Source organism: Thermostichus sp. OS-CIW-26 (genome assembly GCF_054058395.1).
Map to the genome: position 1 here is coordinate 34,499 of NZ_JBSSAG010000015.1, position 15,229 is coordinate 49,727.

Sequence of the window (15,229 nt, forward strand, 5' to 3'; positions counted from 1 at the left end):
ATGGCAAGTTTTGCGGTGGTTTGTCAAGTCAGGGATCCCTGGCGCATTTTGTTCCAGAATGAGAGAAGTTCATCTTTCTTTGCAGTTGCGCAAAGTCTGGGCGGGATCCCGGGCAGCGCCTGTTTGAGGGTATTGCTATGCGGGTAGCCATTATTGGGGCCGGATTGGCCGGGTTGGTGACGGCAGTCGATTTGGTTGAAGCAGGACACGAGGTGCAGCTCTACGAGGCGCGGCCTTTTGTCGGCGGCAAGGTGGGATCCTGGCAGGATGCCGATGGCAACCACATCGAGATGGGGCTGCACGTTTTTTTCTGCAACTACAGCAATTTGTTTGCCCTGATGAAAAAGGTGGGGGCCTACGAGAACCTGCTGCCCAAGCAACACACCCACACCTTTGTCAACCGAGGTGGGCAAACGGCCAGTCTGGATTTTCGCTTTCCCCTGGGGGCGCCTTTCAACGGCCTCAAAGCTTTTTTCACCACCGAGCAGCTCTCTTGGGCGGACAAGCTGCGCAACGCCTTGGCGCTGGGCACCAGCCCTTTGATTCGCGGCTTGCTGGACTATGAAGGGGCAATGCGGCAAATTCGCGCCTTGGATCGGATGAGCTTTGCCGATTGGTTTCGGCGGCATGGGGGATCCGAAGGTAGCCTGAAGCGGATGTGGAACCCGATTGCCTATGCCTTGGGCTTTATTGACACAGAGCAGATTTCTGCCCGCTGCATGCTGACGATCTTTCAGATGTTTGCCAGCAAAACAGAGGCTTCCAAGCTCAATCTCCTCAAGGGATCCCCGGACACTTACCTCACTCAGCCCATCGTCCGCTACATCCAAGCCCGCGGGGGCCAGATCCACACCCGCAGGGGGGTCAGCCGCATTGAAGTGAGCGACTCCTCTCCCTACCCCGTGACCGGCTTGCTCTTGGCCAACGGAGAGCGGGTGGAGGCAGATGTGTACGTGTGCGCAGCGGCGGTGGAAGGGGCCAAACGGCTGATCCCGGAAGTATGGCGGCAGTGGCCACAATTCGACAACCTCTACAAGCTGGAATCCGTACCGGTGGCCACGGTGCAGTTGCGCTTCGATGGCTGGGTGACGGAGCTGAACCCCCAAGGCCAGGCCAAACGAGCCAGCCAACACCCAGAGGCTCTGGGTATCGACAATCTCCTCTACACCGCCGATGCCGATTTTTCCTGCTTTGCCGATCTGGCCCTCACCAGCCCCGCCGACTACTACAAGCCGGGCCAGGGATCTCTATTACAATGCGTGCTCACGCCGGGGGATCCCTTCATTTCCATGCCCAACGAGCAAATTGCCCAGCACGTGTTGCACCAAGTCCACGAGCTGTTTCCCTCATCCCGGCAACTGAACATGACCTGGTACAGCGTGGTGAAACTGGCCCACTCCCTCTATCGAGAAGCACCGGGCATGGATCCCTATCGCCCACAGCAAAAGACCCCAGTACCCAACTTCTTTTTTGCCGGCAGCTACACCGCCCAAGACTACATCGACAGCATGGAAGGGGCCACCCTCTCCGGCCACCTGGCTGCTCAGGCCATTCTGGCTGCCCACAGGGATCCCTGATAGGAGCATGACTCTAGTCAATAATAAGCTCAACTATACTGAAAATAATGTATAATATGTTCAGTACGGATTACTACCAGTTGATCTTTCTGTTTACTTTCGAGTCTGCCAACATGGTAGCCAAAGCAAAGCAGAAAATTGGTAGTAAGACGACACGGAAACTGCGCTTTGGGTATTCTACTCAAAGCTTTGCGGGATACCGCCATTCTGGTTGGAAACAAACAGAATGCTATCGCTGCATAGTTGAACAGTGATGTTCAGCAGTGTTCAGCGTAAATGTATCAGGACTTAAAACCGGCTTAAAACCGTCGTGAAGCCGCTTGCCAACTCCAAACTGCTGTCTCCTTTTATGGAAGAAGGGGACTTTTGCTGTGGGAAAAGAGCTGGAAGTGAGCGCAACATAGCAATGGGGAGCTGGAACAGGCTCCGCTCGCAGCTCTGGAAACCCGCAGTTTATGGCTCGACTGGAAGATCTCACCCCTGGCGCCAAGGTCAAAGGGATCCTGCCCAATCAAACCGTTGCCATCGTGAGTGTGAGGTGGTACGGCAGCAGCACCATCGAGGCCATCTACAAAGACACTCAGGGGCGTCTCCATTCAGAGCTTCTGTTTCGGGATAAAGAGCCAACCCTAGAGGTGGTAGCCGAGGGATCCCTTGGCAACTTCGAGGGAGACGGCGCCTTATTTCGCCTAGCTTCAGAGGCCTATCGGATTCGGCTGGCGCACCTGTTTGATCCCTTGCTGGCCGTTCACACCTCTCTGGTAGAACCCCTGCCCCACCAGATCAGCGCCGTCTATGGGGAAATGCTCACGCGGCAGCCGCTGCGGTTTTTGCTGGCCGATGACCCAGGTGCCGGCAAAACCATCATGGCAGGGCTTTTGGTTAGAGAGCTATTGATTCGAGGTGACTTGCACCGCTGTCTCATCGTTTGCCCGGGGAGTCTAACGCTGCAGTGGCAAGATGAGATGGTGCAAAAGTTTCATTTGCCCTTTGAGATCTTGACCAACGATCGCATTCAAGCCGCCCGAACTGGCAACCCTTTCCTGGAGATACCTCTTCTCATTGCCCGCCTCGATAAGCTCAGCCGAGATGAGGCCCTGCAGGAGAAACTGAGGCAAACTGATTGGGATCTGGTTATTGTTGATGAGGCCCACAAACTCTCCGCATCCTTCTTTGGGGGAGAAATCAAAGAAACCAAGCGTTACAAGCTGGGCAAGTTGCTCTCGCAGCTAACACGCCACTTTTTACTGATGACAGCCACTCCCCACAACGGTAGAGAAGAAGACTTTCAGCTTTTTTTGGCTTTGCTGGATGGGGATCGCTTTGAGGGGAGATTCCGAGATGGAGTTCATACCTGTGATGCCTCGGATTTGATGCGGCGGCTGGTGAAAGAAGACCTGCTCAAGTTCGATGGCAAGCCTCTCTTTCCCGAACGGCGAGCTTACACCGTCCAGTACGTCTTGTCTGACCTGGAAGCCAGGCTCTATAAGGAAGTGACCGATTACGTGCGCGAAGAGTTTAACCGCGCGGAAGCTTTAGAGCAAGGTAGCCGCAAAAGGACGGTCGGTTTTGCTTTAACCATCCTGCAACGTCGGCTAGCCTCTTCTCCAGAAGCGATCTACCAATCCTTGCTGCGAAGACGAGAGAGACTGCAGCGGAAGCTAAAGGAAGAACAATTGCGCAGCCGGGGAGACAACCTTGCTTTTACCACTTCCCTGCTAGACGAAGAAGGCTGGGATGAGGATTTTGAAGACTGCCCTGCTGAAGAGCGGGAACCGCGAGAAGAAGAGCTGGTAGATCAGGCAACTGCCGCCCGCACAATTGTCGAGCTGCAGGCAGAAATTCAGCGGCTGCAGGAGCTGGAAAAATTAGCCTTGCAAGTGAGACGTAGCGGCAAAGACCGCAAGTGGGAGGAGCTATCGAAACTCTTGCAAAATCAGGGGGAGATGTTTGATGCCGGCGGACATCGGCGCAAGTTGGTTATCTTCACCGAACATCGAGATACCCTCAACTATCTGGCTGACCGAGTGGGGAACTTGCTGGGCCAACCGGAAGCGGTGATCACCATTCACGGCAGCATGGGTCGAGAAGAGCGCAAAAAAGCCGAGGAAGCCTTTAAACAGGATCCCGCCGTTCAAGTACTCATTGCTACCGATGCTGCGGGAGAAGGGATCAACCTTCAACGGGCCCACCTGATGGTGAACTACGACCTGCCTTGGAACCCCAACCGCCTGGAGCAGCGCTTTGGGAGAATTCACCGCATTGGTCAAACCGAGGTCTGCCACCTGTGGAACCTAGTGGCCGAGGAAACGCGGGAAGGAGATGTCTACTTGGCTTTGCTGAAAAAAATAGAAATCGAGCAAAGGGCCTTGGGGGGCAAGGTCTTCGATGTCCTGGGCAAAGCGATTGCCGGTCAAGAACTGCGAGAGCTGCTGATCGAGGCCATTCGCTACGGGGATCGTCCAGAGGTCAAGGCCCGACTCAATCAAGTGATTGCAGATCGCCTAGACCACGAGCGGCTCAGGGAACTCCTGGCAGAACGCGCCCTGGCCCACGACTCGATGGATACGACCAAAGTGCAGCAAATCCGGGCGGAAATGGAGCGAGCCGAGGCCCGCAAGCTCCAGCCTCATTTCATTGCCTCCTTCTTCCTAGAAGCTTTTCAACGCTTGGGTGGCACCATTCGAGAGCGGGAACCCAAACGCTATGAAATTACCCATGTGCCGGCAGCAATTCGCAATCGCGACCGCCAGATTGGGTTGGGCGCACCCATCTTAAAAAAATACGAGCGGATTACCTTTAACAAAAACCTCATCAGCGTCCCCAACAAGCCCCCGGCAGAGTTCATCTGCCCAGGCCATCCCCTGCTGGATGCCACTCTGGACTTGGTTTTGGAGCAACACCGAGATTTGCTCAGACAGGGATCCATCCTCGTCGATGAAAACGATCCCGGCGAAACACCACGGATACTGGTGTACCTAGAGCATGCCCTTCAGGATGGGCGCCTAGACCGAAATGGCCAGCGACGGGTTATCTCCCGACGGATGCAATATGTGGAGATCTTTCTCCCCGCTCCCCAAGGGCTAGGAGGAGGAGAGAGCGTCAGGGTAAGAAGCGCCGGCTATGCTCCCTACTTGGACTACCGGCCCCTAACTCCCGCAGAGCGCGACCTTGTGAAAGCGAAAGCTGGATCCCACATCCCCCAGCTCTCGGCTTCAGAGGTAGAAAGCCAAGCCATCGCTTACGCCATTGAGCGTTTAGTTCCCCAGCATTTCCAGGAAATCAAAGCTCAGCGGGAAGAATTGATCAACAAGACGGAGCTGGCTGTTAAAGATCGCCTCACCCGAGAAATTAACTACTGGGATCATCAAGCTGCACAGTTGCGGCTGCAAGAGCAAGCCGGCAGGCCCAACGCCAAGCTCAACTCTGCCAAGGCTCAGCAGCGGGCGGATGAGTTGGCGGATCGCCTTCAGAAGCGCCTATCGGAGTTGGAGCAGGAGCGCCAGCTATCCTCCTTGCCGCCGGTGGTAACCGGGAAAGCCTTGGTGATCCCCATCGGACTGCTGCAGCGGCTACAGGGCAAGCGAGGGTCAACCCCTACCACCTTTGCCCGCGAAACCCGGCGAGTAGAACAAGCAGCAATGGCTGCCGTTATGGCCATAGAGCGGGCGTTGGGCTACGAACCTCGTGATGTCAGCGCTGAAAACCTGGGCTATGATATCGAATCCGCTGGAAGGGAAGGCCTTCGCTTCATTGAAGTCAAAGGCAGAGTTGAGGGAGCAAAGACGGTAACCGTTACCAAAAATGAAATCTTGACAGCTCTCAACAAACCCGACCATTTCATCCTGGCTTTGGTAGAAGTGCCAGCCGATCCCGCCTTTCCAGAAGGGGATGCCTTCAGGGTAAAGACCCCTGCAGGCACCTACACCGTGCCGGGCGAAGGCTGCCAGGTGCGGTATGTGCGGCGGCCTTTTCAACGGGAGCCGGATTTTGGGGCCAGTAGCGTCAACTATGATTGGAAAGAATTGTGGAATCGAGGAAGGGATCCCAAATAGATACTAACTTTCATTGGTAGGATGAATTCATGCTACTGGAATTGCGGCAAATCCATGTTCCAGCAGGTCAGCGAGTTGTCTTGCAGGGCATCTCTTGGCAAGAGTTTGAAACCATACTGAGCGAATTGGGAAACCAGCGGGGGTCTCGGTTGGCTTACGATCATGGCTTGCTGGAGATCATGATGCCGCTTCCAGAGCATGAGGATGATAAAGAGATCATTGGTGATTTAATTAAAGCGCTGTTGGAAGAGCTGGATATTGAGTTCCGCAGTTTAGGTTCGGTGACCTTAAGAAAGCCTACAACTTATGGCCTGGAGCCTAACCAGTGCTTTTATATTCAGAATGAGATAGCAATTCGCGGCAAGAAACGAATAGATCTCATGATCGATCCACTACCCGATCTTGCAATTGAAGTTGATATCACATCCCGAACCCATCTTGATCTTTACGCAGCACTTCAGGTACCGGAGCTATGGCGATTTGATCAAGGCATTCTTCAAGTTAATGTACTCCGATTTGGCAATTACCAAGAAGTTGATGAAAGCCCAACTTTCCCAGGCTTAAACCTAAAGCAAGTTATCCCTCATTACCTACAGGAGAGCAAAGTCTTAGGTAGAAACAAAGCAATTCAAGCATTCCGCCGATGGGTACAAGGACAAATCCAGTCGTCGTCCAGAAAAAGTAGCAACTCAATCGGCACCCAACATGGCTTGTCCCAAATCAAGATGCCTCAGTTGCTCTTGAACAGACTGGGGCCATCTCTTCGTTGAGCCCGCCTTCCCCTCAGACTAAACTCTAAACTGCAGCCTGTTTAACCCGAGTAAACTACCCGACACCAACCGCTAGGCGGTACGGAGCGGGCTTTTAGTAGCCCTGCAGTTAGCAAGCCAACCACGTTCGCGAAGCGAGCCGTAGGCTTGACCTCTGGGGTGGTTTACAGCACCCCCAATCGACCGTTACCAGTGCCTTAAACAACCGTTTCTGGTGTCCGCAGTGTTATTATAGCATTCCTCCCGACACCGACCCTACGGGTACAGTGCGGGGCTCCTGCAATTTCTAGCTGACCCTTGTCTAATGAGCCGCCGCAAGAAGCTGATTGAAGTTGCCCTGCCCCTCGAAGCCATCAATCTGGAATCGGCTCGCGAGAAATCCATCCGCCATGGTCACCCCAGCACCCTACATCTCTGGTGGGCGCGGCGACCCCTGGCAGCCTGTCGGGCAGTGCTCTGGGCTTCCCTGGTCGATGACCCTTCCAGTTGGCCGGACAAGTTCCCCACCGAGGCCGACCAAGAACGAGAGCGGCAGCGGCTGTTCAACATCCTGGGCCGCATAGAGATCGAACAGGGGAAGCGAGTAGTGCGGGGTCTGGTGTCCTGGGATGACGTGAACGATCCCAACTCCGGCGTGCTGGAGGCAGCGCAGCGAGAAATTGCCCGATGTCTAGCCTGGGATCGAGGAGAAGAGCCCCCTACGGATCCGGCAGCAGTTAGAGAATACATCGCCAAGTACGCGCCGCCCGTTTACGATCCCTTTGCCGGTGGCGGATCCATCCCGTTGGAAGCGCAGCGCTTGGGGTTAGAGGCCCATGCCAGCGATCTCAACCCGGTGGCGGTGCTGATCAACAAGGCATTGATCGAGATTCCACCGAAGTTTAAGGACAAAGCCCCCATCAACCCTGAAGATCGGGCCAAGAAGCATATCTCAGCCTGGCGGGGTGCCCAAGGATTGGCAGCAGATGTCCGGTATTACGGGGCTTGGATGCGGAAACAAGCCTTTGAACGCATTGGACATCTCTATCCTTCCTATTCAAACCCCTTAGGCACAGAGGAGTTGACGGTGATTGCCTGGTTGTGGGCGCGGACGGTGACCTGTCCAAATCCAGCCTGCCGCTGTCAGATGCCCTTGGTGCGATCGTTTCAGCTTTCGACGAAGAAGGGGAAAGAGGCTTGGGTAGAGCCGGTGGTGGTGAATGGGGGAGAGAGCGCTTCTGCTCCCTCAATCCGGTTTGTGGTCAGGTCAGGTAAGGGCAAAGCGCCGGAGGGAACCGTAGGCCGCAAAGGAGCACGCTGCATTGCCTGCGGAACACCTGTACCACTGGAGTACATCCGCAAAGAGGGTCAGGCCCGACGCATGGGATCCCAGATGATGGCCATAGTGGCAGAGGGGCCAAACGGCAGAGTGTACCTGCCTCCCACGGCAGAGCATGAAGCCATCGCCAATTCTGCCCAACCCACCTGGAAACCGGATACCGAATTAATTCCTAATTCACGTCATGTTACGCCTGTAATTTACGGCATGACCAAACACGCCGATCTTTTCACCCCCCGGCAACTGGTAGCCCTTACAACCTTCAGCGACTTGGTGACGGAAGCACGGGAAAAAGCCATCAAAGATGCGATCGCCGCCGGACTCCCCAATGACGATGTGCCCTTGGCTGAGGGGGGAACAGGAGCTAGGGCCTATGGAGAGGCGATTAGTGTTTATTTGAGTTTTGCGATCAACAAAAGTTCGGATTATTGGAGCAGCATTTGCACTTGGCACACCAGTGGCGAGAAAATGAGCCATGTTTTTACACGACAAGCAATTCCTATGGCTTGGGATTTTGCCGAAGCCAATCCCATGAGTGATTCAACAGGAAACTTCAATGGTGCGATTGATTGGATTGTTAAAGTTCTTGAAAACGCGCTTCCCAATTCTCTTGCTCAAGTCACCCAACACGACGCAACAGCTCCTCACCCCCACGACACCACCCCCAAACTCATCTCCACCGATCCGCCTTATTATTCTGCGGTTCCCTATGCAGACCTGTCGGATTTCTTTTATGTTTGGTTGCGCCGCTCCCTTGGTTCCATCTATCCCACCATTTTCAATACCGTTTTAGTCCCCAAAGCCCAAGAAATGGTGGCGGATCACTTTCGGCATGGCAGTAAGGATAACGCCAAGGAATTTTTTGAAGCCAGCCTAATCAAAGTTTTCCAGCGTGTTAACCGTCTGAATCATCCCGATTATCCCGTTACAGTTTACTACGCTCTCAAGCAAACGGAAGAAGACTCCTCATCCCCCGATTCTCTCTCCCAAGTGGAGCAAGGGGAAGAAGATGAGGATATAGACGATCCAGTTCCCCTCTCCCCCTCTGGGAGAAGGGCTAGGGGTGTTCGCGTTAGCGGCACAGAACCCATGGGCAGAGTCTCTACCGGTTGGGAAACGATTCTGGAAGGACTGATTCAATCCAACTTCAGCATTGACGGCACTTGGCCCCTACGAACCGAACTCGCTAACCGAATGCGGGGTCAAGACTCCAATGCTCTTACTTCTTCCATTGTCCTGGTCTGTCGTCCTCGTCCTGCCGATGCGCCCAAGGCTACCCGTCGCCAATTCCTTGCCGAGCTGAAGCGCGAGCTGCCCAAGGCGCTTAAACTTCTGCAGCAGGGCAGCATTGCGCCTGTGGACTTGGCCCAAGCCAGCATCGGCCCCGGCATGGCCATCTATTCCCGCTACGCTGCAGTTTTGGAAAGCGATGGCTCGCCCCTGACCGTCCGCACTGCCCTGCAGCTGATCAACCAGTACCTAGATGAATATCTCAGCGAACAGGAAGGGGAACTCGATGAGGGCAGCCGCTGGGCCACCACTTGGTTTGCCCAATATCAATTTGAGCCAGGCCCCTACGGGGAAGCAGAAGTCCTCAGCAAGGCCAGAAACGTCAGCATTGAGTCCCTTGAGGAACTTGGGATCCTAGAAGCCAAGGCCGGCAAGGTGCGGTTGTTGAGAAGAGAGGAAATAGCCCAGAGAAAAGAAAAGGGAGCAGATTCCCTCTCCTTGCTCCTTGCTTCCTCCGCCTGGCTCATCACCCAGACCCTCATCCACACCCTCGATCGGAAAGGAGAAATGGAAGCCGCCGCTCTCCTGGCTGCCTTGGGAGATAGAGGTGCGGTTGCCCGCGATCTGGCCTATCGGCTCTATACCCTCTGCGAAAAGAAAGGCTGGACTCAAGAAGCCCTAGCCTATAACACTCTCGTCATTGCCTGGCCGGAAATTAACCGGCTAGCATCCGAGATAAAGAAAAAGCAGCATGATCCTTTCCAGCCCAGCTTGCTTTAGTTCCCTACCTCTGGGGGAAGCAAAGCGTGACATACTCCCATCGCTGACCCTACGGGTACAGTGCGGGGCTTAGCTACCCCCACACCCCCATAAGCTAAAAGACCTCAGAGTTTCTATCCTTACACCCAACCAGACGATGGTCACCCTCCAGCTTCGACAACTCACCATCCCACCCGGCCAGCGCCTGCTGATTCACAATCTGAATTGGTTAGACTTTGAAGCCATCCTAGATGAGCTGGGCGAAAAGCGAGCCAGCCGCATTGCCTACAGCGATGGGATATTGGAAATCAGAATGCCCTCACCCAAGCATGAGCGAGAAAAATCCATCATTGGAGACATTGTCAAAATCTTGCTAGAGGAACTGGAAGTTGACTGCGAATGTTTTGGGTCAGCTACCTTCAAACAGCAAGCAATGAACTACGGGATCGAACCTGATGAATGCTTCTATATCCAAAATCACCAGGCCGTGATTGGCAAAGATCGGCTGGATCTATCTGTTGACCCGCCTCCGGATCTGGCCATCGAAGTGGATGTTACTTCCAAAACCCAGATTGAGGCTTACACCCGCCTAGGAGTGCCCGAACTTTGGGTTTATCAAGGCAACCAGCTAACCATCTACATCCTGCAATCCGGCCAATATCAGGCTTCTGCCACCAGCCCAACCTTTCCTCAGCTACCGATTTTAGAGTGGGTGCCAGAAGTCTTGGCCCAAAGTCGAGATCTGGGTAGAAGTCCAGCCCTTCGTGCCCTTCGCCAAAAAATACGCTCCATCTTAGGGAATTAATACGAGCCATAGGCCACGTACTCTGAGAGTTTTGCCCAAAGAAGATGATGCTTGCCCTCAACCTGCAACCGGCTTTGAATTTAACCGATGAAGTTTTCGAACAGCTTTGCCGGCAAAATCCTGAGCTGCGCCTAGAGCGCACTGCCCAAGGAGAACTGATCGCCACGGCCCCTGCAGGCAGCGAAAGCAGCCGTCAAAACTTGAGCCTTAGCGCCCAGCTCTGGCAGTGGAACCGGCAAACCCAGCTTGGTGTAGCCTTTGACTCCTCTGCAGGTTTTGCCCTGCCGAATGGGGCCATCCGCTCTCCCGATGCCGCTTGGATTGCCAAAGAGCGCTGGCAGCAGCTTACCCCAGAGCAGCGCCGTCGCTTTGCTCCTCTTTGCCCTGACTTTGTGCTGGAACTAAAGTCTCCTACTGACGAGCTGGCTATCCTTCAGGCCAAGCTGCAGGAGTACCTGGACAACGGATCCCAACTGGGCTGGTTAATCGACCCGGAAAGCGGGAAGGTCTATGTCTATCGCACAGGTCAGCCGGTGCAAGTTTTGGAGCAGCCTGTGAGTTTGTCTGGGGATCCCGTTCTCCCTGGCTTTGTGGTGGATCTCACCTTAATCTGGGAATAGTGCTCCCCACGCTCTAAAACTGCCCACCAGGATGAGCTCATGATTGCCCTCAACCTGCAGCCGGCTGTGAATTTAACCGATGAAGTTTTCGAGCAGCTTTGTCGGCAGAATCCTGAGCTGCGCCTGGAACGCACCGCCCAAGGAGAACTGATCGCCATGGCCCCTGCAGGCAGCGAAACTGGATTCCGCAATGCCGACCTGCTGGGCCAACTGTGGCAGTGGAATCGAGGCAAGAACTTAGGTTTTGTCTTTGACTCTTCCGCGGGCTTTGCCCTGCCCAATGGGGCCATCCGCTCTCCCGATGCCGCTTGGATTGCCAAAGAGCGCTGGCAGCAGCTTACCTCGGAGCAGCGTCGTCGCTTTGCTCCTCTTTGCCCCGACTTTGTGCTGGAACTGAAGTCCCCCACTGACGAGCTGGCTATCCTTCAGGCCAAGCTGCAGGAGTACCTAGACAACGGATCCCAACTGGGCTGGCTGATCGATCCAGAAAGCCAGCGGGTTTACGTCTACCGCCCAGGTCAGCTGGTGCAAGTTTTGGAGCGGCCTACTAGCTTGTCTGGGGATCCGGTTCTCCCTGGCTTTGTTGTGGATCTCACTTTAATCTGGAAATAATCGACCCACCCCCTAACTTCAATTTCATTCAATCACTTATGGCTATCAGCAACCACGAACGAGTTGGACGCGCCCTCAACCTTCTGCGGCAGGGGCTTTATCCTTTTGTCGTGCGGGAGATGCAAGCCTTCCATGGAGAGAAGTGGCTGACAGTTGTCGCCGACAACCTGCCCGAGCGCTCTCCCAAATTCAAAAGTCCTGAGCAGATCCTGGAGGAAGATGTTTTGGCGCTGCTGACTCTCATGTGGGAGCAGTGGAACACCGTCTTCAGGCAAACTCTGGGACAAGCGGAGCGCACCCTAGTCAGCGAGCTGCGCAATACCCGCAACACCTGGGCCCACACCTGCACTTTTGGTTTTGACGATGCCTATCGCGCCCTCGATAGCGTTGCCCGACTGCTGAGCGCCATTGCTGCCCCCCAAGCTGCCGAAGTTGAAAAACAAAAACAAGAGCTACTGCGACTGCGCTTCGAAGAACAGGCCAAGCGGGAAAGCCGTCGCGCTATGGGATCCCCTACAGAAGGTCAGCCCCAGGCTGGCCTCAAGCCCTGGCGCGAGGTTGCCACTCCCCACCCCGATGTGGCTTCAGGTCGCTTCCAACAAGCCGAATTTGCCGCCGATCTTTGGGAAGTCTACCTGGGCGAAGGTTCGGATGAGTACCGGGATCCCGTCGAGTTCTACCGCCGCACCTACCTTACCGAGGGATTGCAACAACTGCTCACCAATGCCCTGAAGCGCCTCAGCGGCCAAGGGGGGGATCCCGTGATAGAGTTGCAGACCAACTTTGGCGGCGGCAAAACCCACGCCATGCTTGCCCTCTACCACCTCTTTGGAAGAGGGGCTAGGGGTGAGGGCCCCCTACCCGGCACAGAGTCTCTTCTCCAAGCCGTCGGCCTGCAGAGACCACCTCAAAACGTCAGGATAGCCGTCCTGGTGGGGAACAAGCTCCAGCCCAGCGGCATTCCCTCCTACAAGCCTGAGCACGCCCAGCAAAACCGCCCCCTGATCCGCACCCTTTGGGGGGAGTTGGCCTGGCAACTGGGAGGTGCCGAAGGCTATGCGCGGGTGCAGCAGGCCGACGCAACTTCCACCAACCCCGGCGATGCGCTTAAAGTCTTGTTCAACCGCTATGCCCCTTGCCTGATCCTAATCGATGAGTGGGTGGCCTATGCTCGCCAACTCCACGACAGCCCTGACCTAGCCGGCGGCAGTTTCGACACCCAGTTTACCTTTGCCCAAACCCTGAGCGAATCGGCCAAGAACGCAAAAGATACACTGCTGGTGGTGAGCCTTCCTTCTTCGGATATCGAAATTGGCGGGGAGCGGGGCAAAGAAGCTCTGGTTCGCCTGAGAAATGCCATTGGCCGGGTGGAATCCCCTTGGCGGCCCGCGAGCGCTGAAGAAAGCTTTGAAATTGTCCGCCGCCGCCTGTTTCAGCCCCTCACCAATCCCGAGCTATTTGTGCAGCGGGATGCCGTGGTGAAAGCGTTCATGGATCTCTATCGCAGCCAAAGCCAGGAATTTCCCAGCGAGTGCAAAGAAAGTGACTACGAACGCCGCCTCAAGGCTGCTTATCCCATTCACCCAGAGCTGTTTGACCGCCTTTACTCCGACTGGTCTACTCTCGACAAGTTTCAACGCACCCGCGGTGTGCTACGGCTGATGGCCAGGGTCATCCACACCCTCTGGGAGCGAAATGACCGCAGCCTGATGATCCTGCCCGCCCACATCCCCATGGACGATCAACAGGTACAAGCAGAGCTGACCCGCTACCTAGACGACAACTGGCTGCCGGTAATCGACAAAGACGTGGATGGCCCCACTTCCCTGCCCCTGACTCTCGACCGAGATCACCCCAACCTGGGCCGGTATTCCGCCTGTCGCCGGGTTGCCCGCACCATCTACATGGGATCCGCCCCCACCCTGCGGGCCGCCAACCGCGGCATTGAGGAGCGCCGCATCAAGCTGGGCTGCGTGCAACCGGGAGAACACCCCATCACCTTCGGCGATGCCCTGCGGCGGCTATCCGACCAGGCAACTTACCTATACGGAGATGGCAGTCGCTACTGGATTTCCACCCAGCCCAACGTCAACCGCACTGCTCAGGAGCGAGCCGAGCAACTGTTGAGGGACGAGCCCCACACCCTCTGCCAAGAGATCATCCGGCGCCTCAAAGCCGACAGAAATCGCGGTGAGTTCAGCGCCGTTCACGTTGCCCCCGACTCCACTGCCGATATTCCCGACGATCCCACTTTAGGCGTGCGGCTGGTGATCCTGCATCCTCAGTATTCCCATAGCCGGGGTAGCCAGGATAGCCCTGGGCGAGTCTGGGCTGAGCAGGCCCTCCAGCGTCGCGGCAGCGGCCCCCGCTACTACAGGAACATGCTGCTGTTTTTGGCGCCCGACAAAACCCGCCTGGAAAGCCTAGAACGCAATACCGCCCAATACCTAGCTTGGAAAGGGATCCTGGAAGACAAAGATCTCCTCAACCTAGATGCCTTCCAAACCGCCCAAGCCAATACCAAGCTGCACCAATCCGAGGCTGCTGTTGAGGCTGCTCTGCGGGAAACCTATCAATGGCTGCTGATCCCAGCCCAGCCTGATCCCCAAGGCAGTCTAGAGTGGAAAGAATGCCGACTGCAGGGGCAAGATTCCCCCATTTTGCAAGCCAGCCGCAAAGCTGTCCACGAGGGGGATCTGGTTACCGCTTACTCTGCCATCACCCTCCGCCTGGATACGCTGGATAGATTCCTCTGGCGCGAGGCTGATCACATCGATCTCAAACGACTGTGGGAATGCCTGGCCCAGTACCTCTACCTACCCCGCTTGAAAGACCCATCCGTTCTTCTAAGAGCTGTAGAAGACGGGGTAGCCTCAACTGCTTGGGAGGATAGCTTTGCCTACGCAGAGGCCTTCGATGAGTCCAAAGGCAAATACCTCGGCTTGCAAGTGGCAGCCATAGTCAAGCCCAGCATCGGTTCCAACAGCCTGCTGGTCAAGCCAGAGGTTGCCCGCCGTCAATTGGAAGCCCTTCAAGTTCCTTCCCCAAAGGCGCCCTGCATCTTCCCAGACAGCACTCCGCCTCTTCCTGGCCCCGGCGAGGAGGATTCCCCAGTTACGAATCAAGGAAATCAAGTTTCCCAGCCGGCGTTGCCGAGGCGATTTTACGGCAGGGTGGAAATGGATCCCCTGCGGGTCAACAGAGATGTTGCAACCCTTGCCGACGAGGTCATCCGGCACCTGACCAATCTGCCAGGAGCCACTGTCAAAATTACCCTGGAAATCGACGCGGAAATACCGGAAGGCTTACCGGAGAGCGTGAGGCGCACGGTAGCGGAAAACTGCCGAACCTTAAAGTTCTGCACCCTGGAGTTCGAGGACAATCCGCATAGTCATTTTTAAGCGGGAATGAAACTTTTTCCTTAGCATTGTGCACTAGCTGATACATTCACGCTGAACTCTCCTGAACATGGTTCAGGAAAGA

8 protein-coding genes are annotated in these 15,229 nt (G+C 55.5%); all 8 read left to right on the forward strand.

Features of this window, described 5'->3' with window-relative positions; translation table 11 throughout:
• Positions 1-137 precede the first annotated feature (137 nt).
• The 8 genes from zds to ACVW0C_RS08015 all read left to right on the forward strand — a co-directional run bounded on the left by zds (position 138) and on the right by ACVW0C_RS08015 (position 15,147).
• On the forward strand, positions 138-1,577 hold the full coding sequence (zds, locus tag ACVW0C_RS07980) for a 9,9'-di-cis-zeta-carotene desaturase (RefSeq protein WP_457384852.1): 1,440 nt from the start codon (positions 138-140) through the stop codon (positions 1,575-1,577).
• A 455-nt stretch (positions 1,578-2,032) separates the two neighbouring features.
• Entirely contained in the window at positions 2,033-5,632 is a 3,600-nt protein-coding gene (locus ACVW0C_RS07985; protein ID WP_414328702.1) for a helicase-related protein, read from the forward strand.
• A 29-nt stretch (positions 5,633-5,661) separates the two neighbouring features.
• Positions 5,662-6,402 carry a Uma2 family endonuclease gene (locus ACVW0C_RS07990; protein ID WP_457384853.1) on the forward strand — a complete coding sequence of 247 codons (741 nt, stop codon included), beginning with the start codon at positions 5,662-5,664 and terminating at the stop codon, positions 6,400-6,402.
• 304 nt (positions 6,403-6,706) lie between these two features.
• A complete protein-coding gene (locus tag ACVW0C_RS07995; protein ID WP_457384854.1) occupies positions 6,707-9,730 on the forward strand; it encodes a DUF1156 domain-containing protein in 3,024 nt (1,007 codons plus the stop codon).
• A 136-nt stretch (positions 9,731-9,866) separates the two neighbouring features.
• The gene (locus ACVW0C_RS08000; RefSeq protein WP_414329080.1) at positions 9,867-10,514 is read left to right on the forward strand and encodes a Uma2 family endonuclease; all 648 of its coding nucleotides are present in this window, start codon (positions 9,867-9,869) and stop codon (positions 10,512-10,514) included.
• A 47-nt stretch (positions 10,515-10,561) separates the two neighbouring features.
• On the forward strand, positions 10,562-11,134 hold the full coding sequence (locus ACVW0C_RS08005) for a Uma2 family endonuclease (RefSeq protein ID WP_457384869.1): 573 nt from the start codon (positions 10,562-10,564) through the stop codon (positions 11,132-11,134).
• 39 nt (positions 11,135-11,173) lie between these two features.
• Positions 11,174-11,746: a Uma2 family endonuclease gene (locus tag ACVW0C_RS08010; RefSeq protein WP_457384855.1), complete on the forward strand. Its 573-nt coding sequence runs from the start codon at positions 11,174-11,176 to the stop codon at positions 11,744-11,746.
• 38 nt (positions 11,747-11,784) lie between these two features.
• On the forward strand, positions 11,785-15,147 hold the full coding sequence (locus tag ACVW0C_RS08015) for a Swt1 family HEPN domain-containing protein (protein WP_457384856.1): 3,363 nt from the start codon (positions 11,785-11,787) through the stop codon (positions 15,145-15,147).
• Positions 15,148-15,229: the final 82 nt, after the last annotated feature.